Below are 26,311 nucleotides of genomic sequence, written 5' to 3'. Positions count from 1 at the left end.
GGGCAAGCCCGCTCCCACGCCGCTCTCAGCGCTTGATGAAATCGGCGTGGGAGCGGGCTTGCCCCGCGATGAAGGGCGCATGAGCGATGCAGCTCTCAGGCCTGGTACTGGGCAGCTGCACTGCTCAAGGTCCGCCCGATCTCTTCACGCAGCGTCTGCGGCTGCTCCACCACCAAGCCATCGCCCTGGCTCAACAGCCACCAGCGCAGCGGCCAGCCATCGGTGACTGTGGCGCGCATCCGGTGCCCTTGTTCGAGCGCCGTTAGCTGCATATCCGCGCTCAACGGCGCCTCGCGCAGCTGGCGCGCGAGCCCATCGCTGACCCACGCCTGGATCTGCACCCCTGCGCCCTGCACGGGTTGCAGCGCATCATCACGCAAGAATCCCTGCAAATCGAAGTTGCCGCGCAGCTCGCCGACGGCGGTGGCCGACCAGTGCCAGCCAAACGGAATGCTCTTGTCGTTGCGCTCAAGCGGAAAGATCAGCGACAGCTCATTGAGGTCACGCTCGACCGTGCGCTTGCTGACGCTAAAGCCAACGTCGCGCAGGCGCCAGACCAGTTCGGCACTGGTAACGCCAGGGGAGCGGCTGGGCAATTGGCGCAGCAGCGCCCATTGACGGCTGAGGGTGGCGCGGGTGGTGGCGAACGGCAAAAGGTAACGTCCTTGTCTAGGCTTGCCGCAATAGGATGGCGGCACGAGCGGGGTATGGCAATTCGCCACACCGTGCTCAGATCAAGGAAGATGCATTTGGTTGCCTTCAATTAGATCGTTCGCGACAGGTTTCGTCGTGGCATCGCGCAGAATCACGCCTCAACACGGCTGCGGTCGGGGCTGTGTGTCGTTCAATGAGGATGAACATGTCTGCTGCCAGCAATATCCATTCGCTGCTCGCGCGTCTTCTGCCGGCGCGGATCGCCCCTGTGCCGGCCCGGCCGCGCCAGCGCCAACGGCTGTTCGCCGGGGTGGGCATGCCCAGCCAGCGGGCGCCGTTGGGCGAGCGCTTTGGCCTGGTCAGTCGCCTGGATGAAGCGGTCGACCTGCAAGCGGTGTACAGCGACCTGCGGCGCCTGGCCCTGGAGGGCAATGTGGCGGCGCTCAATGACCTGGGCTGGATCTGGCTCAATGGCAAGTACTGGATCGCCGATACCCAGTTGGCCGGGCACTTGCTGCGCATGGCGGCGTTGCAGGGGAGCGCTGCGGCGTGGTTCAACCTGGGTCAGCAGCACTATTTCGGCAAGGGTGTCGAGGTGTCCTACGAGCAGGCTGCCGAGTGTTATCGCCAGGCCTTCGAGCGTGGGATGCTGCATGCGGCGGCGGCCTTGGGCGATCTGTACGAAGAAGAGATCTGTGATGCCGAGCAGGACTGGCAGGTTGACCTGGTCGAGGCGTTGCGCTGGTTCATGAAGGGCGCGAAACGCGGTGAAGCGCGGTGTCGGTTTGAAGTGGGGTATCGGTTTTTACATGGCCTGTATGTTCAGAGCGATAGCAAGGCGGGGCTGTATTGGCTGGAGTTGGCTGCTGCCGCCGGGGTGATGCAGGCGGCCGAAGAGCTGGCGGTGCATTACAGCAGCCGGGATGCGGCGCGTTATCTGGACTGGCGGGATCAGGCGATCTTGATGGGCAGTAACTTGGCGTTGACCATGAAGCTGGAAGATCAGATTCAGCCTTGAGGTAGTCGGGGCCGCTCACATGAACAACATTTCATCCCGGCACTTCATCGCCCGCGGTTGACGACAGGGGGAGGGCAGGGCGTATATTGATAGTTAGCAAACTATGAATATCCTCGGTTCCTCACATGACGCTTGATGCACTGCACCTGAAAGTCAGCAGCGGCATGGTCGTGGCTGCGCGCCATTGGCGGCGCATCTGCCATGCCGCCTTGACTGGCTACGGCATCTCCGAAGCCTGCGCGGTGCCGCTGTTGATGATCGTGCGCCTGGGTGATGGCGTGCATCAGGTAGCGGTGGCCAACGCTGCCGGCCTGGAGAGCCCTTCGCTGGTACGCCTGCTCGACCAGCTGTGCAAGGCTGGCCTGGTCTGCCGCAGTGAAGACCCACTCGACCGCCGCGCCAAGGCCTTGAGCCTGACCGCTGATGGGCGGATCCTTGCCGAATCCATCGAAGCCGAGCTGGTGCGCCTGCGCCGTGAGGTCTTGCACGGCATCAGCCAGGCCGATCTGGAAGCCACCTTGCGCGTTATCCAAGCCTTCGAAGCAGCCGGCCAGGTCACCCCGGGCGGCTTTGCATGAACGGCTTTTTCAGCTCGATGCCCCCCGCGCGCGACTGGTTCTATGGCGTGCGGACCTTCGCCGCCTCGATGATCGCCCTGTACATCGCCCTGCTCATGCAGCTGCCGCGCCCGTACTGGGCGATGGCCACGGTGTACATCGTCTCCAGCCCGTTCGTTGGCCCGACTAGTTCCAAGGCGCTGTACCGTGCCCTGGGCACCTTGCTCGGCGCCGGTGGTGCGATCTTGCTGGTGCCGCCGCTGGTGCAATCGCCGCTGTTGCTGTCGGTCGCCATCGCCTTGTGGACCGGCACCTTGCTGTTCCTCTCGCTAAACCTGCGCACAGCCAACAACTACGTGCTGATGCTCGCCGGCTACACCCTGCCGATGATCGCCCTGGCGGTGGTGGATAACCCGCTGGCGGTGTTCGACGTGGCATCGTCGCGAGCGCAGGAAATCTGCCTGGGGATCGTCTGCGCAGCAGTGGTCGGGGCGATTTTCTGGCCGCGCCGGCTGGCGCCAGTGGTGGTCGGCTCGATGGGCAGCTGGTTCAACGAAGCGATCCGTTACAGCGATACCTACCTCGCCCGCGAAGTGGCTGCTGACAAGATCGGCGGCATGCGCGCCTCGATGGTCGCCACCTTCAACAGCCTGGAGTTGATGATCGGCCAGCTCGGCCACGAAGGCGCCGGGCCGCATACCTTGAAGAACGCCCGCGAACTGCGTGGACGGATGATTCACCTGCTACCCGTGATCGATGCCCTGGACGACGCCCTGGTAGCGCTCGAAGGCCGCGCACCCGCCCAGTTCGCCCAGATCCAGCCGCTGCTGGCCGAGGCGCGCCAATGGCTGCAAGCCAGCGCCGAAGATGCCTCGGCCAGCCGCTGGAGCGCACTGCGCGACAAGCTCGAACGCCTCCAGCCCAGCGCCGCCGCGCTCGATCAGCGCCCGGAACTGCTGCTGTCCAACGCCTTGTATCGCCTCACCGAGTGGGTCGACCTCTGGCAAGACTGCTGCACCCTGCAGCATGCCCTGCGCAACGACGACGCCACGCCTTGGCGCGCCGCCTACCGGCATTGGCGCCTGGGGCGCCTGACGCCGTTCTTCGACCGTGGCCTGATGCTTTACTCGGTGTTCTCCACGGTCACCGCGATCATCGTCGCCTGCGGTCTGTGGATCGGCCTGGGCTGGAACGACGGCGCCAGTGCGGTGATCCTCGCTGCCGTGGCGTGCAGCTTCTTCGCCGCAATGGACGACCCTGCGCCGCAGATCTACCGGTTCTTCTTCTGGACGCTGATGTCGGTGATTTTCTCCAGCGTCTATCTGTTCCTGGTCCTGCCCAATCTGCACGACTTCCCGATGCTGGTGCTGGCGTTCGCCATACCGTTCATTTGCGTCGGCACCCTCACCGTGCAGCCACGCTTCTACCTCGGCACCTTGCTGACCATCGTCAACACCGCGACGTTCATCAGCATCCAGGGTGCCTATGACGCGGACTTCTTCACCTTCCTCAACGCCAACCTGGCAGGCCCGGTGGGGCTGTTGTTCGCTTTCATCTGGACCTTGCTGCTGCGCCCGTTTGGCGTGGAACTGGCAGCCAAGCGCATGACTCGCTTTGCCTGGCGCGACATTGTCGAAATGACCCAGCCGGCGACCTTGGCCGAGCAACGTCAGGTCGGCGTGCAGATGCTCGACCGCCTGATGCAGCACCTGCCACGCCTGTCCCAAACCGGCCAGGACAGCGGCGTGGCCCTGCGCGATCTGCGCGTGGGGCTGAACCTGCTCGACCTGCTCGCCTATATGCCGCGCGTTGGCCAGCAAGCCCGTGAGCGCCTGCAAACGGTGGTCGAGGAAGTGGGCGCCCACTACTGCCAATGCCTGCGCGCCGGTGAGCGCCTGCACGCCCCGGCTGCGTTGCTGCGCAACATGGAGCGGGCCCGCCAGAGCCTGGCCTTGGACGAGCTGCACGACCGTGGCGACGCCCGCGTGCACTTGCTGCACGCCTTGAGCGGCCTGCGCCTGGCGCTGCTGCCGGGGGTCGAGGTGATGCTCGAGCCGAGCGAACAACCGCAACTGCCCCAAGGGATCGACGGAGCCCCGCTGTGATCGGTGAACTGGATATCAGCGGGGTGTTCCTGCCCACGCTGCTGGTGATGATGTTCTGCACCTACCTGCTGTTTCTGGGCGTGCACGCCGTGCTGGTGCGCCTGCATTTCTACCGCCTGGTCTGGCACCGGGCGTTGTTCAACGTTGCCCTGTATGCCGTGCTGCTTGGTGCGGTGGATCACTTTTGCCGAAGCCTGATGCTGCCATGAAAAAACCTTTGTTGACCTTGGGCCGTGTGGTCCTGACCCTGTTGGTGGTGACCTTCGCGGCCGTACTGGTCTGGCAGATGGTCGTGTACTACATGTTCGCCCCCTGGACCCGCGACGGCCATATCCGCGCCGACGTGATCCAGATCGCCCCGGACGTGTCCGGGCTGATCCAGCAGGTCGAGGTGCGCGACAACCAGGTGATCAAGCGTGGCGACGTGCTGTTCACCATCGACCAGGACCGCTTCACCCTGGCCCTGCGCCACGCCCAGGCGACCTTGAGCGAACGTCAGGAAACCCTTGCCCAGGCCGCCCGTGAGGCCAGGCGTAACAAGCAGCTGGGCAACCTGGTGGCTGCCGAGCAGTTGGAAGAGAGCCAGTCCCGCGAGGCCCGCGCCCGCTCGGCGGTCAACGAAGCCCAAGTCGCAGTCGACAGCGCCCAGCTCAATCTCGACCGCTCGGTGGTACGCAGCCCGGTCGACGGCTACCTCAACGACCGCGCGCCGCGTGCGCACGAGTTCGTCACGGCCGGCCGGCCGGTGCTGTCGGTGGTCGACAGCGCTTCGTACCACGTCGATGGCTATTTCGAGGAAACCAAGCTGGGCGGCATTCACATTGGCGATGCGGTGGACATCCGCGTGATGGGCGACGACACCCGCCTGCGCGGCCACGTGCAGAGCCTCGCTGCCGGTATCGAAGACCGCGACCGCAGCAGCGGCGCCAACCTGCTGCCCAACGTCAACCCGGCGTTCAGCTGGGTGCGCCTGGCTCAGCGGATTCCGGTGCGGATCGCCTTCGACGAAGTGCCGCAAGACTTCCGCATGATCGCCGGGCGCACCGCCACGGTATCGATCATCGAGGGCCAGCGGCCATGAAACAGCTGATCCTGGCGGGCCTGAGCCTGTCCCTCAGTGCCTGCATGATGGTCGGCCCGAACTACGAGGTGCCCAAGGACGCCGCCGTGCAGCGCAGCGATCTGAACGGCCCGCTGCGTCAGGATGCCGATAGCGTGGTGTCGGCGCCGGTCCCTGAGGACTGGTGGCAGCTGTACCAGGATCAGCGCCTCAATCAACTGGTGCGCCAGGCCCTGGGTGCCAACACCGAGCTGCGCGTGGCGGCCGCCAACATCGCCAAGGCCCGCGCCCAGCTCGAGGTGGCCGAGGCGCAAGGCGGCTTCAGTGGCGGCGCCAAGGTGGCTGCCCAGCGTCTGCAAGAGTCGGGTGAAGCGTTCTTGTTGCCGGAGAAAGTGCCGGTGGCCAACATCGGCGAGGCGATCCTCAGCGCCTCCTATCAGTTCGACCTGTGGGGCACCTTCAAGCGCGGCACCGAGGCGGCCCAGGCCAACGCCGATGCCGTACAGGCTGCTGCCGACACCGCCCGCATCACCCTGGTGGCCGATGTAGTCAAGGCCTATACCCAGGTGTGCTCGGCCAACGAGGAATACCACATTGCCCGCGAGTCGCTGGACTTGCAGGAGCAGAGCGTACAGCTCAACCAGCGCTTGCGTGATGCGGGGCGGGGCGATGAGACCCAGGTCACTCGTTCGCAGACCCAATTCAAGTCGCTGCGCGCTGAGCTGCCGCGCTTCAAGGCAGAGCGCGAGGCCGGTCTGTATACGCTCGCGGCGTTGCTCGCCAAGCCAGTCGAGCAGTTGCCTGCTGGCACTGCCGATTGCGCCGAGCTGCCGCACCTGGCGCAGCTGATTCCGGTTGGCGATGGCGCCGCGCTGCTCAAGCGTCGGCCGGATGTGCGCCAGGCCGAGCGTCAGCTGGCGGCCGCCACTGCGTCGATTGGCGTGGCCACCGGCGCGCTGTACCCGAACATCAGCATTGGCGCCCAAGTGGGCACCATCGGCATCCTGGAAAACCTCGGCGAACCTTCGACCAACCGCTGGGGCTTCGGCCCATTGGTTAGCTGGACCATTCCCACCAACGGCACCCGGGCACGGATCCGCGAGACCGAGGCGTCGACCCAGGCGGCCTTGGCGCATTTCGATGGGGTGGTGCTCAATGCTATTCGCGAGACCCAGACTCGCCTGGCCCAGTACAGCGCTTTGCTCGATCGGCGCGACGCCTTGCAAGAGGCTGAGCGCTCGGCGAAAGAAGCTGCGGACCAAACCCACCGGTATTTCCAGGCAGGGCGAGAGTCGTTCCTGGCGGACTTGCAGGCGACCCGCACCTATACCGACATGCGCGCGCAGTTGGCGGCGGCCAATAGCCAGGTGGCGATGGGGCAGATTGGTGTGTTCCTGGCCTTGGGTGGTGGTTGGAAGGATACTGCGACCAGACAGTGAGATACTGGGGCCGCGTTGCGGCCCTTCGCGGGCAAGCCCGCTCCTACAGGGACATGCGGTACCTGGGGGGGCGGGGCGCCGAATCGCTGCGAAGGGCCGCACAGCGGCCCCGGCAAGCTCAAGTCAGCGCAAAATCCGCGCCGGCTCATCCGCCGGCAAATGGCTTTGACCCACCGGCCGCTCTGGCTGCCCAGGCACTTCACCCCCTAGCTGCTCAGCCAGCTGTTGCGCCACATCCATCCCCAGCGCCTTGGACACCTCACGCACCACCCGTGGGCGGTTGAGGGTCACGCGCGCATCCTGGCTTTTCACCAGCTTGGTGTCCTGCCCCTCACCCATGGCGGTGAACGCCGACGTGATCTCATAGGTGCTGGTGTTGATCAGGCTGAAATCAGCCACCACGCTCAAACCAAGCACCGCCGAGTAGCTGTCGGTATGGTCCAGCGCATTGACGTCACGCTGGAAGTCGATATCCGACAAGGTGCCGAACAGCACATAGTCGGCGCCGGGGAACGCGCCGTTCTTGATGCGCTCGATCACGTCGTACACGTCTTCGCTGGACGAGGCCGTGTAGGGCTTGCCCTGGACCAGCTGGAGCATCCCGCCCTTGAGAATCTCGCCCTTGATGTCGCCACCAAAGCTACGCAGCTCGCTCTGCTCGATGTAGCTCTTGTTGCTTTGGTACTCGCTGTAGCTCGACGAGTGACTAGCGTTGTACGGGCTCGACTGACCGCTGTTGTGAGCGTTGACGCTGTGGATGTACTCCTCCACCTGCGCCTGGTAGGCGAGGTCGGTGACCGCGACCTTGGGGGCCGCTTGCGCGCAAACCGCGCAAGCCAGGCCGATGACTGCCATCCATGTACGCATTGCTTAGCGCTCCGTGGTCTTGCGGATTTCTTTTTCGTCCATCCATTCAGCCAGGCCGCTTTCGACGTCGACCAGTTGCAGGCTGAACTTGTAGAACACGTCCTTGTAGTCGCTGCTGCGCTTGACGATCGAGCTGATCGAGCCTTCCAGGCGGTACTTGGCGGCGATCATGTTGCCGGTCTTGGCCACGGTGTTTTTCTTGTACAGGCCGCTCTGGTTTTGCAGCTTGAGCTGATCGACCTGGCTTTGCATGTCGGTGTTGTCGCTGGCGAAGCGCGCCACGCCGGTTTTCAGCAGCTGGGTCTTGATCGTGGTGGTGATCTCGCGGGTATCGATGTACTCGCTGGTCTTGTTCTTCACGTCATACACCTGCACCACCGGGCGGCCATGCAGCACGCCGGACTGGGCCAGCGAACGGGTCATGCTCTCGGCGATCATCTGCAAGTCGGTGGAGCCGAATTCGTTGGTGATCAGTTCCACGGCCTTGCTGTCGCCGTAGCTGATGTTCTTGCCACCGAGGACGGGCGACGGGGTGCTGCAGCCGCTGACCAGGGCGATGGCGAGGGCGGCGAAGGTAATACGTGCAAACATCAAAACTGCTCCTGAGAAAAATTACCGGGTGTGGACTTCGAGGCGAAAGTCCGTCGCCTGGGGAAGCGGGGCGATGGCTGGCAGTACGCTGGCCTGCTTGCCATACAGGGTGAGGGTCTTCCAGCTTTCCGCGTCGGCCACCGGGAAGCCGTCGTCGCCCAACCAGGCGAAGCGGTAGTACAGGGTCTGGTTGCTGCGGCTGGTGTTGTTGACGCCGACCTTGACGGTGAGGAAGCCGTTTTCGCGGGCGACGCGCATCGGGCCGAGGTCGAAATCATCGAGCTGGCCCATGGTCACCACCTTGCTGGCGGCGCTGTCGGGGTCGGGAGTCGATGTGCAGCCGGCGAGCAGCGCGGCGGCAAGCAGGGCGATACAGGTAAAGCGCATGTTCGATCCTTGAGGTTACTTGAGGCTGGCGAGCGCCTGCGGCTGGGCCAGGGGAACAACGTGTGCGGCGGGGCCGCTGGCAAACACCTGGCGGCCAAGCACGCGCAGGCTGACCACCTGGTAGGGGCGGTCGATCTTGACCATGACCTGGCTGGCGCCGAGGCCCGCTGGCAAGTTCAAGCGATGCTCGCCCGGCGCCAGGCGAACCCGCGCCACTTGGGTTTCATTGGGCAGGGTGCGCCAGGTGCGAGTGTCGGCGCTCTCGGTCACCGCCGAGAGGATGCCCACGATCAGGCCGGCCAGGGGGTTGGTTTCGTTCAATTCCTTTTGCGCGACCACCCGGCTGGCGGCGCGCACGCTGGTGCGCAGGATGATCCCCGGCATGTCGTCGCGCAAGGCCCGGCGCGACATCGCGCTGGTGCTGTTGAGGGCGGTCAGTGGCACGGCCTGGTCGTTGAGGGTGATTTGGCTGAAGTAGGTGGTGGAGGTGTCCTCCTTGACCACTGGGAACGACAGCGGAGTGATCACCAGGTTGTCCTTGATCACCAGCGGCAGCGGGATGTTGATCGAGCCACGCGCTGGGGCCAGACCGCTTTGCACCACGATCAGCACATCGCTTTCAGCGCTGCTGGCGCCGTTCTTGTCCAGGTCGAGCAGGGCTTGCTCCAGCAACGGCGTGTTCGGCCGCAGCTCGGCGGCCTTGCGGTAACCCGGTGCTGCCAGGCCTTTCTCGCCGAGGGCTTCGTAGACGAAGCCGGCCAAGTAATGGCTGAAGGCGCTTTGATAGCTGTTTTTCAGACTGACCACTTCGGGCGCGTCGAGGCTGGCCACCGGGTAGCCGTGCAGGTCCTTGAGCTCGGTCTTCACCCCTTGCTGTTCTGCCTGCTCCTCGCGCTTGAGGTATTGCCGGTCACGTAGCTCGGCGATCACCGCTTCGCGTTCGTGGGTCTTCTTGATCTCGGTGCGGGCACCGTCGAAATCGTTCATGGCCAGCAGGTTGAGGGCCATTTGCGTGGTCAGCATGACCTTCTCGTAGTCATAGCCTTCGTAGCGGCGAACCTTGTCGTTGACCAGGAAGCTGCCGAATTGGCTCAGGTACTTCTCGGTGTCGAGTTTGACCGACTCCTCCCAGCCCAACACCACGCCATCGGCGGCGCGCCAGGCTTGTTGGCTACCTTGTAGGTCGCCCTTGGAGCGCAGCAGCTCACCTTTTTCGAAGTAGTAGAGCAGGTCTTTGCTTTCGCCTTTGTTGTTGCTTTCCAGCAGCTCCAAGGCGGCGTCGACGTTGCCAGCAGTCAATTGCTGGTTGGTTTCCTGAAGCTCGCTGTCGTAGCTGCGAAACACGGCGCAGCCGGTCAATTGCAAGGCGGCAAGAATTACCACAACGGTTAGGGCGCGGGTGACCATCGGTGTTCTGATTCCCTGAGTAGATGGACGGCGACGGACGCTAGTGGCCGAATGATTGTGAATGGCTACTAGCGAAGGCGCGGCATTATACGTGCAGGGTGGCGATACAGTGGCTAAATGATTCTCAATTTTTTTGTAGGTCTTCGAGGCCGGAACGTTGCCGCAACTGTTACAAGATTTTTCATGAAATCCTCCAGCAAACCTTGAGCAGTGGCAATTGGAAGTGAACAATGTTCTCTTTCGTATTCCCCGAGACTGGTCATGACTTCCCGCCCCCGTTTGCTCGCCTGGCTGCTGTGGCCGGTGCTGGCACTGTGCAGCACCCTGGCGCTGGCCGAATCGCCCGCCGAGGCAACCAAGGCCTTGCACCTGCTCGACTACATCGGCGCCGACTACCCACCGACCGTGCATGACGGCAAGGTGCTAGACGACGGTGAATACCGCGAGCAACAGGAGTTCAGCGCACTGCTGGCGGACCTGGTCAAAGGCCTGCCAGCGCATGCCGAGCGTGCGCCCCTGGAGCAAGGCGTGCAGACGCTGCGCCAGGCCATCGACCAGCGCCAGGACGGTGCCAGCGTGGCTCGCCAGGCGCGTCAGCTAGGTGCTCGCCTGGCAGTGGCCTATGAGGTCAGCCAGGCCCCGGTAATCACCCCAGACCCTACTCGTGGTGCTGCGTTGTATGCGCAGAACTGCTCGATCTGCCATGGCGATAGCGGAGCGGGCGATGGCCCGGCCGGCGTGGGCCTGGAGCCGCCGCCGGCCAACCTGCGCAGTGCCGAGCGCTTGGATCAGCTGAGCTTGTTCGATCTCTACAACACCCTGGGCCTTGGCATCGAAGGCACCGAGATGCCGTCGTTTGCCGATCAGCTCGATGAGCGCCAGCGTTGGGATGTGGCTGCCTATGTCGCCAGCTTCACCGCCGACCCGCAGGCGGCCAAGGGCGACCAGACCTGGAACCTCGCCGACCTGGCGCGCCAGACCCCAGCCGAAGTCGCCGCCAGTGAAGGCGTCGCGGCGCTGCCGGCGTTTCGCGCCCAGCGCGCCCAGCCGCCGCAGGTCAAACGCGGCCCGGCACAATTGCTCGAGTACACCGCCAGCACCTTGGACAAGAGCCTGGCGGCCTATCGCGAAGGCGATCACGACCAGGCCTACGACCTGTCGGTGGCCGCTTACCTGGAAGGCTTCGAGCTGGTCGAAAGCTCTCTGGACAACATCGATAGCCAAGTACGCAAGGACACCGAGAAGGCCCTGATGGCCTATCGGCAGTCGCTGCAGGATGGCTTGCCCGTCGAGCAGGCCGAGCAACGCTTGGCCGAGGCCAAAACCCAGTTGGACGAGGCCGCCAAGCTGCTCGGCAGCGATGGCCTGAGCTGGTCGCTGAGCTATATCTCCGGTCTGCTGATCCTGCTGCGTGAAGGCCTTGAGGCGATTCTGGTACTGGCGGCGATCCTGGCCTTCTTGCGCAATACCGGCCAGCAATCGGCAGTGCGCAGCGTCAACGTCGGCTGGGGCCTGGCGCTGGTCGCAGGCTTTGCCACCTGGGCCTTGGCGGCCTATGTGATCGATGTCGGTGGAGCCCAGCGCGAGCTGCTCGAAGGCTGCACAGCGCTGTTCGCCAGCGTCATGGTGTTGTGGCTGGGCGTGTGGATGCACGACCGCCGCCACGCCGCGGCCTGGCAGGACTACATCAAGAGCAGCCTGCTCAGCGGTGGCGGGCGCTTTGGCTTTGCCATGCTGGCGTTCTTCTCGGTGTACCGCGAGCTGTTCGAAGTGATCTTGTTCTACGAGACCCTGTGGCTGCAGTCGGGGCCCGCTGGGCATAACGCGGTGTTGGCTGGTGGCGCCACGGCGCTAGTGCTGCTGGTGGGATTGGCCTGGGTGATCCTGCGTGGGTCGGCCAAGCTGCCGCTGGCGCTGTTCTTCAGCATCAATGCGGCGCTGCTGTGTGCGTTGTCGGTGGTGTTTGCCGGGCATGGCGTCAAGGCGCTGCAAGAGGCTGGGGTGCTGGGCACGCGGCCGGTAGCGTTCTTCGAGTTCGATTGGCTGGGGATTCATGCCGATGCGTATTCGCTGGCGGCGCAGGTGGTGGCGTTGACGGCGATCGTGATTCTGTATGGGCGCTCGCGCTTGGCGGAAAAGCGCCGTGCTGCAGCCAGCTGAAGGCTGCTGAGTCTGCGCCGGCCTCATCGCGGGCAAGGCCGCTCCTACAGCGGCTCAGTGGGCCTGTAGGAGCGCGCTTGTCCCGCGGATCTGGCACTATGAATGCCTTGTCTGAAGCAATGGAACACCCGCAATGCGTATATGGATCGATGCCGACGCCTGCCCCAAGCAGGCCAAGGACCTGATCGTCAAATTCGCCCTCAAGCGCAAGCTGGAGGTGGTGATGGTCGCCGGCCAGGCGCAGATCAAGCCGGCGTTCGCCTGTGTCCGGCTGATCGTGGTCCCCAGCGGCCCGGATGCAGCCGACGATTATCTGGTCGAAAACGCCGTGCCGGGTGAGCTGGTGATTTGCAGTGATATTCCCCTGGCCGACCGCCTGATCAAGAAAGGCGTGGCCGCACTCGACCCGCGTGGCCGCGAGTTCGATGAGCGCAACATGGGCGACCGGTTGGCTGTGCGCAACCTGTTTACCGAGCTGCGCGAGCAGGGCCAGGTCAGCGGTGGCCAGGCGCCGTATGGCGAGCGCGAGAAGCAGGAATTCGCCAATTCCCTCGACCGCATCCTGACCCGTTTGTCCAAAGCCTAGTCAACAGCATCGTGCGGCGCGTTGCGCGGCTATGTGCTTGCATGCGGGCTTGCGTGGGAGCGGGCTTGCCCCGCGATAGCCTCCTCGCTCCCACGCGCATTCAGCTGCTTAGTTATCACCTTCGTGAGTCAGCTCCAGCACCCGGTCCACTAGCTTGTAGATGCCACCCGCCGCTTCACTGATCGATTTGGCCAGCATATAGGCCGGCGTAGTTACCAGCTTGCGCTGGGTATCTTCGACGATGTCATGCACGTCGCACTCTTCATGGGTGCCGCCCATCTTCACTACCGCCGCGCTGGTGCCGGCATCGTTACCAATGGTGCAGACCACGCCTGGCCCGTAGATCTTCGCCGCCAAGGCCGGCGAGATGCAGATCAGCCCGACCGGCTTGCCGGCCTCGGCAAAGGCTTCAGCCAGGGCCAGGACATCCGGCTGCACGGTGCACTTGTCACCTTCTACGGCAAAGTTGGAGAGGTTCTTCGCGGCGCCAAAGCCACCCGGCACGATCAGCGCATCGAAGTCTTTGACATCGGCTTCGCGGATATCCTTGACCTCACCGCGAGCGATGCGCGCCGACTCGACCAGTACGTTGCGCGTCTCGGGCATCTGCTCGCCAGTCAGGTGATCGATCACGTGCATCTGCGCGATGTTCGGCGCAAAGCACTGTACCTGGGCACCGCGCTGGTCGAGGCGCAGCAGGGTGATCACGCTTTCGTGGATCTCAGCGCCGTCATAGACGCCGCAACCGGAAAGAATCACCGCAACTTTTTTTGTCATGCTCATTACTCCAGTGTCGAGGCGCTAAATGTCCTCTAGTTTGGCAGATGTGGCCATAGGGGTTGCTGTGGGGCGGGGCTAATCTGTTCAGATAACGCCTGAGATCGCTGCCCATGGACCTGATTCTGCTGGCCGTGCCGTTTTTCTTCGTGCTGATCGCGGTGGAGCTGATCGCCGACTTTGTGCGCGGTCAGCGTAACTATCGTCTGGCCGACTCGATCAACAGCCTCAGCACCGGAGTGCTGTCGACCAGCACCGGGCTGTTGACCAAGGGAGTTGGCCTGGTGACTTACGCACTGGCCTGGGAGCACCTGGCGTTGCTGCGTTTGCCTGGGCAGGCCTGGTGGGTCTGGCTGCTGGCGTTTGTGCTGTACGATTTCTGCTATTACTGGCTGCACCGGCTGGGCCACGAGCGCAATGTGCTGTGGGCTGCGCACTCGGTGCATCACCAGAGCGAGGAGTACAACCTGACCACCGCCCTGCGCCAGACCAGCAGCGGCTTTATCTTCTCGTGGATCTTCTACCTGCCCCTGGCGTTGCTCGGCGTGCCGCCGCTGGTATTCATCACCGTGGCGTCGCTGAACCTGCTGTACCAGTTCTGGGTGCACACCCGGCACATTCCCAAGCTGGGTTGGCTCGAATGGGTGTTGATCACGCCGTCCAACCATCGCGTTCACCATGCGCAGAATCCACAGTACTTGGATTGCAACTATGGCGGCGTGTTCATTCTCTGGGACCGCTTGTTCGGCACCTTCCAGGAAGAAGACCGGCGTGAACCGGTGATCTTTGGCGTGACCACGCCGCTGGCCAGTTGGAATCCACTGTGGGCCAACCTGCAGTTCTATGCCCAGTTGTGGAACGATGCCCGGCGCACGCGCAGTGTGTGGGACAAGCTGCGCATCTGGTTCATGCCCACCGGCTGGCGCCCGGCCGATGTCGCGCAGGCTTATCCACAGGCCAAGCAGGACCTGGCCAGCTTTCGCAAATTCGAGATTCCCTTGGGCCAGGCGCAGCAGGTTTATGTCGCCGCGCAGTTCGTGGTCTACGTGGCATTGGGCAGTTACCTGATGGAGGTTGCCGAGCAGGTCAGCAGCACCGCCCTGGCACTGGGCTGGACAGTGATGGCGTTCGGTTTGTTCGTGCTGGGCGTGGCCCTGGAGAATCGGCCTTGGGGTGCGCGCCTGGAGCTGGCGCGGCTGCTTGCCAATGGGCCGGCGCTGTACCTGGCCGGCGCACTCGGTTTAGTGACCGTCACGCCCCTCGCGTGGTTTTTGCTGCTGGGCTACAGCCTGCTCAGCCTCGGCGGCCTGGTCTGCTGCCGCCGCCTTGCGCTCCGCGCGCAGGGTACGGAAACGCCGACGCAGCCAGAGCAGCAGGCCCAGCACCAGCAGGCCGCCGAGCACCCATAGCTCGTACTTTTTCACATTGCCCAACAGGCCTTCGAGGATGGCGCCGAAGTGGTAGGCGGCCGCGCCCAGGGCCAAGGCCCACACCGCTGCGCCAATGCCGTTGAGCAGCAGGTAGCGCCTGGGCGGATAGCCCGACAGGCCGATTGCCACCGGCATCACCGTGCGCAGGCCGTAGACGAAACGAAAGCTCAGCACCCAGATATCCGGATGGCGGCGAATATGGTCCAGCGCCCGGTCGCCCATCGCTTGCCAGCGCGGCTTGCGTGCCAGGATCGCGCGGCCATGGCGTCGGCCCATGAAGTACCACAGCTGGTCTCCGGCATAGCTGCCGCAGAACGCCACCAACACCACCAGGTTGATGTCCATGTATCCACGGAACGCAAGGAATCCCGCGAGCACCAGGATGGTCTCACCTTCAAAAAATGTGCCGAGAAAAAGGGCGAAGTAGCCGAAATCCTGCAGGAATTGTTGAAGCATTTTCTGGGGTGCTGGCGAAATGAACGCGCAGCCTACCCCTTCGCGCGCATTCATGAAAGTGTCCAAATGTGTCTCGACGTGAACAATTCCGACGAGGAGAATGCCTGCGGCCACAAGTCGCAGGGTTGCCCTTGGGTGTAACACAGGCGTCATAATGGCCGCTTATAACTGTCGCGCTGCCCGCCTGCGTGGGCTCAGGAGTCTGCCGTGAGCTTTACCCCCGCCAACCGTATGTTTCCTGCCACCCGTCTGCGTCGCAACCGCCGGGATGATTTTTCCCGTCGCCTGGTTCGCGAAAATACCCTGACCGTCGATGACCTGATCCTGCCGGTGTTTGTGCTGGATGGGGAAAATCGCCGTGAACAAGTGCCGTCCATGCCAGGCGTCGAGCGCCTGTCCATCGACCTGCTGCTGGAAGCCGCGCAAGGCTGGGTAGAGTTGGGGATTCCGGCACTGGCACTGTTCCCGGTGACGCCGGTCGAGAAAAAGTCCCTCGACGGCGCCGAAGCCTGGAACCCGGAGGGCATTGCCCAGCGCGCTACCCGCGCCCTGCGTGCGCAGTTCCCGGAACTGGGGGTGATCACCGACGTCGCCCTCGACCCGTTCACCACCCACGGCCAGGACGGTATCCTCGATGAAGAGGGCTACGTGCAGAACGACATCACTGTCGACGCACTGGTACGCCAGGCCTTGTCGCATGCCGAAGCCGGCGCCCAAGTGGTTGCCCCGTCGGACATGATGGACGGCCGCCTGGGGGCGATCCGTGAAGCCCTGGAAGTGGCTGGTCACGTCAACGTGCGCATCATGGCCTACTCGGCCAAGTACGCCAGCGCCTATTATGGCCCGTTCCGCGATGCGGTCGGCTCGGCGCTGAACCTGGGCAAGGCCAACAAGGCCTCCTACCAGATGGACCCGGCCAACAGCGACGAGGCCCTGCACGAAGTGGCCACCGACCTCGCCGAAGGCGCCGACATGGTCATGGTCAAGCCGGGCATGCCGTACCTGGACATCGTCCACCGGGTCAAAGCCGAATTCAAAGTGCCGACTTTTGCCTATCAGGTCAGCGGCGAGTACGCCATGCACATGGCGGCCATCCAGAATGGCTGGCTCAGCGAAGCGGTGATCCTCGAATCGCTCACCGCTTTCAAACGCGCTGGCGCCGATGGCATCCTCACCTATTTCGCCGTTCGCGCCGCTCAATTGTTGAGAGGGCAGTAATGCCCTCCAGGAACGTCAGATGAATAACGAAGTGCTTACCCCTGTCGAGATCAAGGATGCCCAGGCGCTGCCGCAGGAGCTGACCCAGACGCCACCGGACTTGCCCGTTGCTGCCGAGCCTGTGGCCGAGCAGGTCGCTGAGCAGCCGGTCGAAGCGCCAGCCCCGGCCCCCACGCCGGCGCCGGCGATTCACGTGCCGAGCCTGGACGACAGCAGCCTGTACATTCATCGCGAGCTCTCGCAGCTGCAGTTCAACATCCGCGTGCTGGAGCAGGCGCTGGATGAGTCCTACCCGCTGCTGGAGCGCCTGAAGTTCCTGCTGATCTTCTCCAGCAACCTCGACGAGTTCTTCGAGATCCGCGTTGCGGGCCTGAAAAAACAGATCAATTTTGCCCGTGAACAGGCCGGCGCCGACGGCTTGCAGCCGCACCAGGCGCTGGCGCGAATCAGTGAGCTGGTGCACTTCGAGGTGGATCGCCAGTACGCGATCCTCAACGACGTACTGCTACCGGAGCTGGAAAAACACCAGATCCGCTTCATCCGTCGCCGCCACTGGACGCCGAAACTCAAGACCTGGGTGCGGCGCTTCTTCCGCGACGAGATCGCGCCGATCATCACCCCGATCGGCCTCGACCCGACCCACCCGTTCCCGCTGTTGGTGAACAAGAGCCTGAACTTCATCGTCGAGCTCGAAGGGGTCGATGCCTTCGGTCGCGACTCGGGCTTGGCGATCATCCCGGCTCCGCGCTTGCTGCCGCGCGTCATTCGCGTGCCGGAAGAGGTCGGCGGCAGCGGCGACAACTTCGTATTCCTGTCGTCGATGATCCACGCCCACGCCGATGACCTGTTCCAGGGCATGAAGGTCAAGGGCTGCTATCAGTTCCGCCTGACCCGTAACGCCGACCTGGCGCTGGACTCCGAAGAGGTCGATGACCTGGCCCGGGCGCTGCGTGGCGAGCTGTTCTCGCGCCGCTACGGCGATGCCGTGCGCCTGGAAGTGGCCGATACCTGCCCCAAGCATTTGTCGGACTACTTGCTCAAGCAGTTCAGCCTGAGCGAGAGCGAGCTGTACCAGGTCAACGGCCCGGTCAACCTCACCCGGTTGTTCAGCATTACCGGCCTGGATAGCCATCCAGAGCTGCAATACATGCCGTTCACCCCGGCGATCCCCAAGTTGCTGCAGAACGCCGAGAACATCTTCAGCGTGGTGAGCAAGCAGGACATCCTGCTGATGCACCCGTTCGAGTCGTTCACGCCAGTGGTCGACCTGCTGCGCCAGGCCGCCAAGGACCCGCACGTACTTGCCGTGCGCCAGACCTTGTACCGCAGCGGCGCCAACTCGGAAATCGTCGACGCCCTGGTGGACGCGGCGCGTAACGGCAAGGAGGTCACGGCGGTGATCGAGTTGCGGGCGCGCTTCGACGAAGAGTCCAACCTGCAGATGGCCAGCCGTCTGCAAGCCGCGGGTGCGGTGGTGATCTATGGTGTGGTCGGCTTCAAGACCCACGCCAAGATGATGCTGATCCTGCGTCGTGAGCAGGGAGAGATCGTTCGCTACGCCCACTTGGGTACCGGCAACTACCACGCCGGTAACGCCCGTCTGTACACCGACTACAGCCTGCTGACCTCGGATGACGCGCTGTGCGAAGACGTCGGCAAGTTGTTCAGCCAGCTGATCGGCATGGGCAAGACCCTGCGCATGAAAAAGCTGCTGCACGCGCCGTTCACCCTGAAGAAGGGCATGCTCGACATGATTGCCCGCGAGACCCAGTTCGCGCTCGAGGGCAAGCCTGCGCACATCATCGCCAAGTTCAACTCGTTGACCGACGCGAAGATCATCCGCGCGCTGTACAAGGCCAGCCAATCGGGCGTGCGCATCGATCTGGTAGTGCGTGGCATGTGCTGCTTGCGCCCAGGTATTCCGGGGGTTTCGCACAATATCCAGGTGCGCTCGATCATCGGCCGCTTCCTGGAGCACACGCGGGTGTTCTACTTCCTCAATGGCGGCGAAGAGCAGATCTTCCTGTCCAGTGCCGACTGGATGGAGCGCAACCTGGATAAGCGGGTCGAGACTTGCTTCCCGGTTGAAGGCAAGAAGCTGCTGCTGCGGGTGAAGAAGGAGCTGGAAAGCTACCTGACCGACAACACCCAGGCCTGGACCTTGCAGTCCGACGGCCGTTACGTGCGCAGCACGCCGACCGGCAACCAGAACCCGCGCAGTGCCCAGGCGACCCTGTTGGAGCGCCTGAGCAACCCGGTCCTCAACGTACGCTGAGGACGAAGCCGACCCGGGCCAGCCACTCCGCCTCGTTGGCGAAGTCGGCCTGGGTCAGCTGGTTCTGCTCCAACCAACCCTCTGGGAAGACCACTTCAAGGCTGTTCGCACCGGCCTTGAGCACCACCTTGGGCATCTGTTGGGTGCCGCGGATGTGGTGGAACAGGATGGCAAAGCGCAGCAGTACGCACAGGCGGATCAGCTGGATGCCTTCGTCGCCGAACTCGGCGAACTTGTCCTTGGGGATGTTGCGGCGGTGGCCGCGCACCAGCAGGGCCAGCATCTGCTGGTCTTCGCGGGAGAAACCGGACAGGTCGGAGTGCTCGATCAGGTAGGCGCCGTGCTTGTGGTAGTGATAGTGGGCAATATCCAGCCCCACTTCGTGCACTTTCGCCGCCCAGCCGAGCAGGTCGCGCCAGTTGCCCTCTTCCAGTTTCCAGTCCTTGGCGACCTGATCGAACGCGTGCAGCGCCTTGCGCTCGACCCTCGCCGCTTGGCCCTGATCGACGTGATAGCGCTCCATCAGCGAATTGAGGGTGCGCTCGCGCACGTCTTCATGATGGTGGCGGCCGAGCAGGTCGAACAGCACGCCTTCACGCAGGGCGCCGTCGCAGTGATCCATGCGCTGCAGCTCAAGGGCATCGAAGATCGCCTCTAGAATCGCCAGGCCTGCGGGGAAGATGGTGCGTCGGTCCGGCTTGACCCCTTCGAAATCGATCTTGTCGGTTTCGCCCAGCTTGAACAGCTTGCGTTTGACCCAGGCCAGCCCTTCGGCATTGACCTCGCCATTGCCCAAGCCACCGGCCTTGATCGCCGCACCGATGGCGCGGATGGTGCCCGAGGAGCCGATGGCTTCATCCCAGGTCAGGCGGTGCAGGGCGTTTTCGATGCTCATCAGCTCCAGGCGCGCGGCAGTGTAGGCCTGGGCGTAGCGCGCCGGGGTGATCTTGCCGTCGCGGAAATAGCGCTGGGTGAAGCTCACGCAGCCCATCTGCAGGCTCTCGCGCAGCAGCGGTTCGAAGCGTTGGCCGATGATGAACTCGGTGCTGCCGCCGCCGATGTCGGCGACCAGGCGCTTGCCGGGGGTGTCGGCCAGGGTGTGCGACACGCCCAGGTAGATCAGGCGCGCTTCTTCACGGCCAGAGATGACCTCTACCGGGTGGCCGAGAATGGCCTCGGCGCGCTGGATGAATTCGTTGCGGTTGCGCGCTTCGCGCAGGGCGTTGGTGCCGACGATGCGCACTGCGCCATCGGGCATGCCGTTGATCAGTTGGGCGAAGCGCTTGAGGCATTCGAGGCCACGCTGCATGGCTTCTTCGCTCAGGCGACGCTCTTCGTCGATGCCCGCAGCCAGCTGAACTTTTTCTCCAAGGCGCTCAAGAATGCGGATTTCCGTATGGTGGGCCTTGGCCACGACCATATGGAAACTGTTGGAGCCAAGGTCGATGGCGGCGATCAAGGACAGGTTCTTCGCGGAGTTCTGCGGCATGATTTCGAGATTCTCGGTCGATAACCCGGCAATCGTGCCACGATCGCGGGCTGACGCCAACGCGCGGCAAGGCAAGGCTTGATGCAAAGCAAAGGGGCAACGAATCTTATGACACTGATATGACAGTTTCGATTCGTGGCGTCTTGCACAACTATAGTTACACTCAATCGAGCGTGACTTCCTGTAGGCGGCCGGTGCGGCTATGATGGGCCACGTTTTTTGCTTACGAACCTGGAGATATCCATGAGCAGCGACCTGATCAAACATGTCACCGACGCCACCTTCGAGGCTGAAGTCCTGAAGGCAGAAGGCCCGGTGCTGGTCGACTACTGGGCTGAATGGTGCGGCCCGTGCAAGATGATCGCTCCAGTCCTGGACGACATTGCTTCGACCTACCAAGGCAAACTGACTGTCGCCAAGCTGAACATCGACGACAACCAGGAAACCCCGGCCAAGCACGGCGTGCGTGGCATCCCGACGCTGATGCTGTTCAAGAACGGCAACGTCGAGGCGACCAAGGTCGGCGCGCTGTCCAAATCTCAGCTGGCTGCGTTCCTCGACGCAAACATCTGATGTGAAAAAGCCCCGCAAATGCGGGGCTTTTCTTTTTTCGAGCACTAGACGCCGAAAAAAGCAAGTGTTACATTCGGCCTCGCACTGCTTCTTCAGTGCCCTCTGCACGCCGTCGCCGACGCATCCCTAATTCGAATCAGTACGCGATCCTGTCGCCAATCTTGCGGCGCGGCTTCATTAAGCCAGAAGCTTAATCCTCCCTTCTTACATGATTACGTCACTCCCCTTATGAACCTGACTGAACTCAAGCAAAAGCCGATTACCGATCTGCTGGAAATGGCCGAACAGATGGGCATCGAAAACATGGCCCGTTCGCGCAAGCAGGACGTGATTTTCGCCCTGTTGAAGAAACACGCGAAAAGCGGCGAAGAGATCTCGGGTGACGGCGTGCTGGAGATTCTCCAGGATGGCTTCGGTTTCCTGCGTTCGGCTGATGCGTCCTACTTGGCCGGCCCAGACGACATCTACGTCTCGCCGAGCCAGATCCGCCGTTTCAACCTGCGTACCGGCGACACCATCGTCGGCAAGATCCGCCCGCCGAAGGAAGGGGAGCGTTACTTCGCGCTGCTCAAGGTCGACACGATCAACTTCGACCGTCCGGAAAACGCCAAGAACAAGATCCTGTTCGAGAACTTGACGCCGCTGTTCCCCAACAAGCGCCTGAAGATGGAAGCCGGTAACGGTTCCACCGAAGACTTGACCGGCCGCGTCATCGATCTCTGCGCCCCGATCGGCAAAGGCCAGCGCGGCCTGATCGTCGCCCCGCCAAAAGCGGGCAAGACCATCATGCTGCAGAACATCGCGGCCAACATCACCCGTAACAACCCCGAGTGCCACCTGATCGTGCTGTTGATCGACGAGCGCCCGGAAGAAGTGACCGAAATGCAGCGCACCGTGCGCGGCGAAGTGGTCGCTTCCACCTTCGACGAGCCGCCGACCCGCCACGTGCAGGTTGCCGAGATGGTCATCGAGAAGGCCAAGCGCCTGGTCGAGCACAAGAAAGACGTGGTCATCCTGCTCGACTCGATCACCCGTCTGGCGCGTGCCTACAACACCGTGATCCCAAGCTCCGGCAAGGTCCTCACCGGTGGTGTCGATGCTCACGCCCTGGAGAAGCCAAAACGCTTCTTCGGTGCTGCGCGTAACATCGAGGAAGGCGGTTCGCTGACCATTATCGCCACCGCGCTGGTTGAAACCGGCTCGAAGATGGACGAAGTGATCTACGAAGAGTTCAAAGGTACCGGCAACATGGAGCTGCCGCTGGATCGCCGCATCGCCGAGAAGCGTGTGTTCCCGGCCATCAACATCAACAAGTCGGGTACCCGTCGCGAAGAGCTGCTGACCGCTGACGACGAGCTGCAGCGCATGTGGATTCTGCGCAAGCTGCTGCACCCGATGGATGAGATCGCCGCCATCGAGTTCTTGACTGACAAGCTCAAGCAGACCAAGACCAACGATGAGTTCTTCCTGTCGATGAAGCGCAAGTAAGCGATTCGTTCCACAGGCTGATGATTTGGGGCTGCTGCGCAGTCCTTCGCGGATAAGCCCGCGAAGGGTCGCGCAGCGGCCCCAAGTCATTTTTGCATCCTAAAACGGCTTGATCAGCGCTACACTCTGCACCCCGACCGATACGGCCAACACGAGGCTCACGCATGCAGTATCGCGATTTGCGCGACTTTATCCGTGGCTTGGAACAGCGCGGCGAACTCAAGCGCATCCAGGTTCCGATTTCACCCGTCCTGGAAATGACCGAAGTCTGCGATCGCACCTTGCGTGCCAAGGGCCCGGCGTTGCTGTTCGAAAAGCCTACCGGCTTCGACATTCCAGTGCTCGGCAACCTGTTTGGCACCCCGGAGCGGGTGGCCATGGGCATGGGCGCCGAATCGGTCGACGAGCTGCGTGAAATCGGCAAGCTGCTGGCCTTCCTCAAGGAGCCCGAGCCGCCCAAGGGGCTCAAGGACGCCTGGTCGAAACTGCCGATCTTCAAGAAAGTCGTGTCGATGGCGCCCAAGGTCATCAAAGACGCGGTGTGCCAGGAAATCGTGGTCGAGGGCGAAGACGTCGACCTCAGCCAGTTGCCGATCCAGCACTGCTGGCCGGGCGATGTGGCGCCGCTGATCACCTGGGGCCTGACCGTCACCCGCGGGCCGAACAAAGAACGCCAGAACCTGGGCATCTATCGCCAGCAGGTGATCGGCCGTAACAAGGTCATCATGCGTTGGCTGAGCCACCGTGGCGGCGCTTTGGATTATCGCGAGTGGTGCGAAAAGCATCCTGGCCAGCCATTCCCGGTGGCGGTAGCCCTGGGCGCGGACCCGGCGACCATTCTTGGCGCTGTGACCCCGGTGCCTGACACCCTTTCCGAATACGCCTTCGCCGGCCTGCTGCGCGGCAACCGTACCGAGCTGGTCAAGTGCCGTGGCAGTGACCTGCAGGTGCCGGCCACTGCGGAAATCATCCTGGAAGGGGTGATCCACCCAGGCGAGATGGCCCCCGAAGGCCCATACGGCGACCACACCGGTTACTACAACGAGGTGGACAGCTTCCCGGTGTTCACCATCGAGCGCATCACCCACCGGCGTAATCCGATCTATCACAGCACCTACACCGGCCGTCCACCGGATGAGCCGGCGATCCTTGGCGTTGCGCTGAACGAAGTGTTCGTGCCGATCCTGCAGAAGCAGTTCCCGGAGATCATCGACTTCTACTTGCCGCCCGAAGGCTGCTCGTACCGCATGGCGGTAGTGACCATCAAGAAGCAGTACCCAGGCCATGCCAAGCGGGTAATGTTGGGTGTCTGGTCGTTCCTGCGACAGTTCATGTACACCAAGTTCGTTATCGTTACCGACGACGACGTCAACGCCCGCGACTGGAACGACGTAATCTGGGCCATCACCACGCGCATGGACCCCAAGCGTGATACGGTGATGATCGACAACACGCCAATCGACTACCTGGACTTCGCGTCGCCGGTATCGGGGCTGGGGTCGAAGATGGGCCTGGATGCAACGCACAAGTGGCCGGGCGAGACTACACGCGAATGGGGCCGAGTCATCGTCAAGGACGATGCCGTCACCCGCCGTATCGATGAGCTGTGGGATCAGTTGGGAATAGATTGATGCAGGTAACGTTGCAGCCGTCCGGGGCGGTACTGGCGCTTGAACCCGGTGAAAGGATTCTCGATGGCGCCCGGCGCCTGGGTTACGACTGTCCGAGCAGCTGCCGCAACGGCAATTGCCACGTCTGCGCTGCGTTGCTGGTGGAAGGGCGGGTGCGCCAGGACGGTGAAGTGCGTGATCACGGCGAACTGTTCACCTGCATCGCCGAGCCGCTGGAGGACTGTATCTTGCTCTGGGACGGTGTACTTGCCTTGGGCGAACTGCCGGTACGAACCTTGGCCTGCACGGTGAGCGAGTGCGTCGAGGTGGGTGGCGACGTCTGGCGCGTGCGCCTGCGCGCTCCGGCCGGCAAGCCGCCGCGTTATCACGCCGGCCAGTACCTGATGATCGAGCGCGACGGCGCCGACAAGGCAGCCTTCTCGCTGGCCTCCGCGCCGCACGGCGGGCGCGATCTGGAGCTGCACGTGCTGGCGCGCGAAGCCAGTGCCGTGGCGCTGATCGAGCAATTGCAGCGCGATGGTATTGCGCGTATCCAGCTGCCGTTTGGCGATGCACATTTGGCCGAGCTGCCCGATGGGCCACTGGTGCTGATCGCCGCCGGCACCGGCATGGGCCAGATGCACAGCCTGGTCGAGCATTGCCGGGCCAATGGCTTCAAGCACCCGGTGCACTTGTATTGGGGCGTGCGTCGTCCGGAAGACTTCTACCAGATCGAGCACTGGGATGAGTGGCAGCGCCTGCCCAACCTGTTCCTGCACAAGGTCGTCAGTGACCTGTGTGGCTGGGAAGGGCGTTGCGGCATGCTGCATGAGGCAGTTTGCGAAGACATCGCCGACCTCAACGATGTGCACGTGTATGCCAGTGGTTCGCCAAATATGGTCTATGCCACGCTCGATGCGTTGGTTGAGGCCGGCATGGATGCGCACCGCATGCGTGCCGATGTATTCGCCTATGCCCCGCGCGGCTGAATAGTTAGTCGACGCTAATAACCAAAGTGTCCGGCGATGATTATAAGGCGGTAAATTGTTACCGCCGCAGCCAATAACTTTCACTATACTCGAAACAATACCGTGCAATCGCTTGCAGGGCCCGTAGTTCGGCGGCTCAGGTGTGCATGGGGGCTTGTGCGATGGATACTTTCTGCCGTACGGTAAGTCCAGCGGAGCGTCACTGAGTTACAGTGGCGTTCTTCGTTAGTTCTCGGGGAATAATGGCGGCAGCTTATGTCGGCAATTGAAAGTCTATCTTGGCAGGTACCCTATCCGCCGTCGCTCGACTTCGGTCAGCAACTGACTCGCGAGCAACTGTTCAATTCGATGCAGTCGACCATGGCGCGCCATCACGGTGGGCCGGTGTGGCTGTTTGCCTATGGCTCACTGATCTGGCGCCCGGAATGTCATTCGGTCGAACGCCAGCGGGCGCGGGTGCATGGCTATCATCGCGGGCTGTACCTGTGGTCGCATGAGCACCGCGGCACGCCGGAGTGCCCAGGGCTGGTGTTCGGGCTCGATCGCGGCGGCTCATGCAGTGGCTTTGCCTATCGCCTGGAGGAGAGCAACCTGGATGAGTCGCTCATGGCCTTGTGGCAGCGCGAGATGCCATACCCTGCGTATCGGCCGCATTGGCTGACTTGCCGCTTGAATGACGGCAGCAAGGTTCAAGCGCTAGGGTTCGTTCTGGAGCGGCATCTGCCGTGCTATGCCGGTGATCTGCCGGATGGCTTGCTCAGCCAGATTCTGGCCAGCGCCAAGGGGCGCTATGGCAGTACCCGAGATTACGTCGAGCAGACCCTCAATGCACTGCGCAGTCACCAGATGCCCGATCGCAATCTTGAGGCGCGGTTCAGGCGTTGCCATAACTTGCGTGAGGTCTGAAGTTTTTGTCGGCTGCCCCGGCCTCTTCGCGGGCAAGCCCGCTCCCACAGGGACCGAGCTGTCATTGATGGCTGCGCTGTACCTCTGAGTGCGGTCACGGGCGCTCCCACAGATACCGCATCGACATCAAAGACACCGCTATCCCTGTGGGAGATTCTATGGTTATGGGCAAGCCAATTTCATAGCTCTGGTGATGTATTCGCCCTGATTTTTCATCAGGGCGAAAGCCACGCGGGCAAGCTTTCGAGCCAAGATGACCAAGGCTTGGG

General features: G+C 62.9%; 23 protein-coding genes and 2 pseudogenes. 16 read left to right on the top strand and 9 right to left on the bottom strand.

Going from position 1 to position 26,311, the window contains the following annotated elements:
- Nucleotides 1–95: 95 nt before the first annotated feature.
- Nucleotides 96–653, bottom strand: a complete 558-nt coding sequence (locus AAZU54_RS25225) for a WYL domain-containing protein (protein WP_186555812.1) — start codon at nucleotides 651–653, stop codon at nucleotides 96–98.
- A 206-nt stretch (nucleotides 654–859) separates the two neighbouring features.
- Between AAZU54_RS25225 and AAZU54_RS25220 the strand changes: the two genes are divergently transcribed.
- The 6 genes from AAZU54_RS25220 (at nucleotide 860) to AAZU54_RS25195 (ending at nucleotide 6,833) form a co-directional block, all read left to right on the top strand.
- Complete coding sequence (locus AAZU54_RS25220) at nucleotides 860–1,672, top strand: tetratricopeptide repeat protein (protein ID WP_186555813.1); 813 nt, start codon at nucleotides 860–862, stop codon at nucleotides 1,670–1,672.
- Between the two features lie 125 nt (nucleotides 1,673–1,797).
- A complete protein-coding gene (locus AAZU54_RS25215) occupies nucleotides 1,798–2,250 on the top strand; it encodes a MarR family winged helix-turn-helix transcriptional regulator (RefSeq protein WP_186555814.1) in 453 nt (150 codons plus the stop codon).
- Complete coding sequence (locus tag AAZU54_RS25210) at nucleotides 2,247–4,334, top strand: FUSC family protein (protein ID WP_434727809.1); 2,088 nt, start codon at nucleotides 2,247–2,249, stop codon at nucleotides 4,332–4,334. Before AAZU54_RS25215 ends, AAZU54_RS25210 begins: the two co-directional genes overlap by 4 nt.
- Nucleotides 4,331–4,543: a DUF1656 domain-containing protein gene (locus tag AAZU54_RS25205; protein WP_054902446.1), complete on the top strand. Its 213-nt coding sequence runs from the start codon at nucleotides 4,331–4,333 to the stop codon at nucleotides 4,541–4,543. Before AAZU54_RS25210 ends, AAZU54_RS25205 begins: the two co-directional genes overlap by 4 nt.
- Nucleotides 4,540–5,415, top strand: a complete 876-nt coding sequence (locus AAZU54_RS25200; protein ID WP_186555816.1) for an efflux RND transporter periplasmic adaptor subunit — start codon at nucleotides 4,540–4,542, stop codon at nucleotides 5,413–5,415. The genes AAZU54_RS25205 and AAZU54_RS25200 overlap by 4 nt, the downstream gene beginning before the upstream one ends.
- Complete coding sequence (locus tag AAZU54_RS25195; protein ID WP_186555817.1) at nucleotides 5,412–6,833, top strand: efflux transporter outer membrane subunit; 1,422 nt, start codon at nucleotides 5,412–5,414, stop codon at nucleotides 6,831–6,833. Before AAZU54_RS25200 ends, AAZU54_RS25195 begins: the two co-directional genes overlap by 4 nt.
- A gap of 123 nt (nucleotides 6,834–6,956) precedes the next feature.
- On the opposite strand, the gene AAZU54_RS25190 is transcribed toward AAZU54_RS25195, so the two are convergent.
- Genes AAZU54_RS25190 through AAZU54_RS25175 form a run of 4 tightly spaced genes read right to left on the bottom strand, consistent with a single transcriptional unit; the run spans nucleotide 6,957 to nucleotide 10,085 of the window.
- Complete coding sequence (locus tag AAZU54_RS25190) at nucleotides 6,957–7,700, bottom strand: penicillin-binding protein activator LpoB (protein ID WP_186555818.1); 744 nt, start codon at nucleotides 7,698–7,700, stop codon at nucleotides 6,957–6,959.
- Between the two features lie 3 nt (nucleotides 7,701–7,703).
- Nucleotides 7,704–8,291, bottom strand: coding sequence for a penicillin-binding protein activator LpoB (gene lpoB / locus AAZU54_RS25185; RefSeq protein WP_186555819.1), 588 nt, complete (start codon nucleotides 8,289–8,291; stop codon nucleotides 7,704–7,706).
- 21 nt (nucleotides 8,292–8,312) lie between these two features.
- On the bottom strand, nucleotides 8,313–8,678 hold the full coding sequence (locus AAZU54_RS25180; protein WP_186555820.1) for a YcfL family protein: 366 nt from the start codon (nucleotides 8,676–8,678) through the stop codon (nucleotides 8,313–8,315).
- Between the two features lie 15 nt (nucleotides 8,679–8,693).
- Complete coding sequence (locus tag AAZU54_RS25175) at nucleotides 8,694–10,085, bottom strand: COG3014 family protein (protein WP_264236842.1); 1,392 nt, start codon at nucleotides 10,083–10,085, stop codon at nucleotides 8,694–8,696.
- A gap of 261 nt (nucleotides 10,086–10,346) precedes the next feature.
- On the opposite strand from AAZU54_RS25175, the gene AAZU54_RS25170 reads away from it, so the two are divergent.
- Nucleotides 10,347–12,245, top strand: coding sequence for a cytochrome c/FTR1 family iron permease (locus tag AAZU54_RS25170; protein WP_186555822.1), 1,899 nt, complete (start codon nucleotides 10,347–10,349; stop codon nucleotides 12,243–12,245).
- A gap of 133 nt (nucleotides 12,246–12,378) precedes the next feature.
- On the top strand, nucleotides 12,379–12,831 hold the full coding sequence (locus AAZU54_RS25165; protein WP_264236839.1) for a YaiI/YqxD family protein: 453 nt from the start codon (nucleotides 12,379–12,381) through the stop codon (nucleotides 12,829–12,831).
- 108 nt (nucleotides 12,832–12,939) lie between these two features.
- Here the strand turns inward: AAZU54_RS25165 and elbB are convergent, their stop codons facing one another.
- Nucleotides 12,940–13,608, bottom strand: a complete 669-nt coding sequence (gene elbB / locus AAZU54_RS25160; protein ID WP_186555824.1) for an isoprenoid biosynthesis glyoxalase ElbB — start codon at nucleotides 13,606–13,608, stop codon at nucleotides 12,940–12,942.
- A 113-nt stretch (nucleotides 13,609–13,721) separates the two neighbouring features.
- Between elbB and AAZU54_RS25155 the strand changes: the two are divergent.
- A pseudogene (locus AAZU54_RS25155) lies at nucleotides 13,722–14,348 on the top strand (sterol desaturase family protein); the annotation flags it as partial.
- A 501-nt stretch (nucleotides 14,349–14,849) separates the two neighbouring features.
- On the opposite strand, the gene AAZU54_RS25150 reads toward AAZU54_RS25155, so the two are convergent.
- Nucleotides 14,850–15,494, bottom strand: a complete 645-nt coding sequence (locus AAZU54_RS25150; protein ID WP_186555825.1) for a DedA family protein — start codon at nucleotides 15,492–15,494, stop codon at nucleotides 14,850–14,852.
- A 207-nt stretch (nucleotides 15,495–15,701) separates the two neighbouring features.
- On the opposite strand from AAZU54_RS25150, the gene hemB reads away from it, so the two are divergent.
- Complete coding sequence (gene hemB / locus AAZU54_RS25145; RefSeq protein WP_186555826.1) at nucleotides 15,702–16,712, top strand: porphobilinogen synthase; 1,011 nt, start codon at nucleotides 15,702–15,704, stop codon at nucleotides 16,710–16,712.
- 19 nt (nucleotides 16,713–16,731) lie between these two features.
- A complete protein-coding gene (gene ppk1, locus AAZU54_RS25140; protein ID WP_186555827.1) occupies nucleotides 16,732–18,987 on the top strand; it encodes a polyphosphate kinase 1 in 2,256 nt (751 codons plus the stop codon).
- Here ppk1 and ppx read toward each other — a convergent pair.
- Complete coding sequence (gene ppx / locus AAZU54_RS25135) at nucleotides 18,974–20,476, bottom strand: exopolyphosphatase (RefSeq protein WP_186555828.1); 1,503 nt, start codon at nucleotides 20,474–20,476, stop codon at nucleotides 18,974–18,976. The two genes, ppk1 and ppx, sit on opposite strands and share 14 nt — an antisense overlap.
- 243 nt (nucleotides 20,477–20,719) lie before the next feature.
- On the opposite strand from ppx, the gene trxA reads away from it, so the two are divergent.
- From trxA to AAZU54_RS25110, 5 genes are all read left to right on the top strand, one after another.
- Complete coding sequence (trxA, locus tag AAZU54_RS25130) at nucleotides 20,720–21,049, top strand: thioredoxin TrxA (protein ID WP_186555829.1); 330 nt, start codon at nucleotides 20,720–20,722, stop codon at nucleotides 21,047–21,049.
- 228 nt (nucleotides 21,050–21,277) lie between these two features.
- On the top strand, nucleotides 21,278–22,537 hold the full coding sequence (rho, locus tag AAZU54_RS25125) for a transcription termination factor Rho (protein WP_119146917.1): 1,260 nt from the start codon (nucleotides 21,278–21,280) through the stop codon (nucleotides 22,535–22,537).
- A 164-nt stretch (nucleotides 22,538–22,701) separates the two neighbouring features.
- Entirely contained in the window at nucleotides 22,702–24,168 is a 1,467-nt protein-coding gene (gene ubiD, locus AAZU54_RS25120) for a 4-hydroxy-3-polyprenylbenzoate decarboxylase (RefSeq protein ID WP_186555830.1), read from the top strand.
- Entirely contained in the window at nucleotides 24,168–25,136 is a 969-nt protein-coding gene (locus tag AAZU54_RS25115) for a CDP-6-deoxy-delta-3,4-glucoseen reductase (protein ID WP_186555831.1), read from the top strand. The genes ubiD and AAZU54_RS25115 overlap by 1 nt, the downstream gene beginning before the upstream one ends.
- A gap of 255 nt (nucleotides 25,137–25,391) precedes the next feature.
- Entirely contained in the window at nucleotides 25,392–26,042 is a 651-nt protein-coding gene (locus AAZU54_RS25110; protein ID WP_186555832.1) for a gamma-glutamylcyclotransferase, read from the top strand.
- Nucleotides 26,043–26,204: 162 nt separating this feature from the next.
- On the opposite strand, the pseudogene AAZU54_RS25105 reads toward AAZU54_RS25110, so the two are convergent.
- A pseudogene (locus AAZU54_RS25105) lies at nucleotides 26,205–26,311 on the bottom strand (IS110 family transposase); the annotation flags it as partial.

The sequence above is a fragment of the Pseudomonas sp. Je.1.5.c genome, assembly GCF_051129895.1.
Classification (GTDB): domain Bacteria; phylum Pseudomonadota; class Gammaproteobacteria; order Pseudomonadales; family Pseudomonadaceae; genus Aquipseudomonas; species Aquipseudomonas urmiensis.
This window is presented reverse-complemented; position numbering and strand designations above follow the sequence as displayed.

What these genes read in the sequence shown, in the direction of transcription:
- AAZU54_RS25220 (WP_186555813.1), top strand. Translation starts at nt 860, where the DNA reads ATGTCTGCTGCCAGCAATATCCATTCGCTGCTCGCGCGTCTTCTGCCG.
- AAZU54_RS25215 (WP_186555814.1), top strand. Translation starts at nt 1,798, where the DNA reads ATGACGCTTGATGCACTGCACCTGAAAGTCAGCAGCGGCATGGTCGTG.
- AAZU54_RS25210 (WP_434727809.1), top strand. Translation starts at nt 2,247, where the DNA reads ATGAACGGCTTTTTCAGCTCGATGCCCCCCGCGCGCGACTGGTTCTAT.
- AAZU54_RS25200 (WP_186555816.1), top strand. Translation starts at nt 4,540, where the DNA reads ATGAAAAAACCTTTGTTGACCTTGGGCCGTGTGGTCCTGACCCTGTTG.
- AAZU54_RS25195 (WP_186555817.1), top strand. Translation starts at nt 5,412, where the DNA reads ATGAAACAGCTGATCCTGGCGGGCCTGAGCCTGTCCCTCAGTGCCTGC.
- AAZU54_RS25190 (WP_186555818.1), bottom strand. Translation starts at nt 7,700, where the DNA reads ATGCGTACATGGATGGCAGTCATCGGCCTGGCTTGCGCGGTTTGCGCG.
- lpoB (WP_186555819.1), bottom strand. Translation starts at nt 8,291, where the DNA reads ATGTTTGCACGTATTACCTTCGCCGCCCTCGCCATCGCCCTGGTCAGC.
- AAZU54_RS25180 (WP_186555820.1), bottom strand. Translation starts at nt 8,678, where the DNA reads ATGCGCTTTACCTGTATCGCCCTGCTTGCCGCCGCGCTGCTCGCCGGC.
- AAZU54_RS25175 (WP_264236842.1), bottom strand. Translation starts at nt 10,085, where the DNA reads ATGGTCACCCGCGCCCTAACCGTTGTGGTAATTCTTGCCGCCTTGCAA.
- AAZU54_RS25170 (WP_186555822.1), top strand. Translation starts at nt 10,347, where the DNA reads ATGACTTCCCGCCCCCGTTTGCTCGCCTGGCTGCTGTGGCCGGTGCTG.
- AAZU54_RS25165 (WP_264236839.1), top strand. Translation starts at nt 12,379, where the DNA reads ATGCGTATATGGATCGATGCCGACGCCTGCCCCAAGCAGGCCAAGGAC.
- elbB (WP_186555824.1), bottom strand. Translation starts at nt 13,608, where the DNA reads ATGACAAAAAAAGTTGCGGTGATTCTTTCCGGTTGCGGCGTCTATGAC.
- AAZU54_RS25150 (WP_186555825.1), bottom strand. Translation starts at nt 15,494, where the DNA reads ATGCTTCAACAATTCCTGCAGGATTTCGGCTACTTCGCCCTTTTTCTC.
- ppk1 (WP_186555827.1), top strand. Translation starts at nt 16,732, where the DNA reads ATGAATAACGAAGTGCTTACCCCTGTCGAGATCAAGGATGCCCAGGCG.
- ppx (WP_186555828.1), bottom strand. Translation starts at nt 20,476, where the DNA reads ATGCCGCAGAACTCCGCGAAGAACCTGTCCTTGATCGCCGCCATCGAC.
- trxA (WP_186555829.1), top strand. Translation starts at nt 20,720, where the DNA reads ATGAGCAGCGACCTGATCAAACATGTCACCGACGCCACCTTCGAGGCT.
- rho (WP_119146917.1), top strand. Translation starts at nt 21,278, where the DNA reads ATGAACCTGACTGAACTCAAGCAAAAGCCGATTACCGATCTGCTGGAA.
- ubiD (WP_186555830.1), top strand. Translation starts at nt 22,702, where the DNA reads ATGCAGTATCGCGATTTGCGCGACTTTATCCGTGGCTTGGAACAGCGC.
- AAZU54_RS25115 (WP_186555831.1), top strand. Translation starts at nt 24,168, where the DNA reads ATGCAGGTAACGTTGCAGCCGTCCGGGGCGGTACTGGCGCTTGAACCC.
- AAZU54_RS25110 (WP_186555832.1), top strand. Translation starts at nt 25,392, where the DNA reads ATGTCGGCAATTGAAAGTCTATCTTGGCAGGTACCCTATCCGCCGTCG.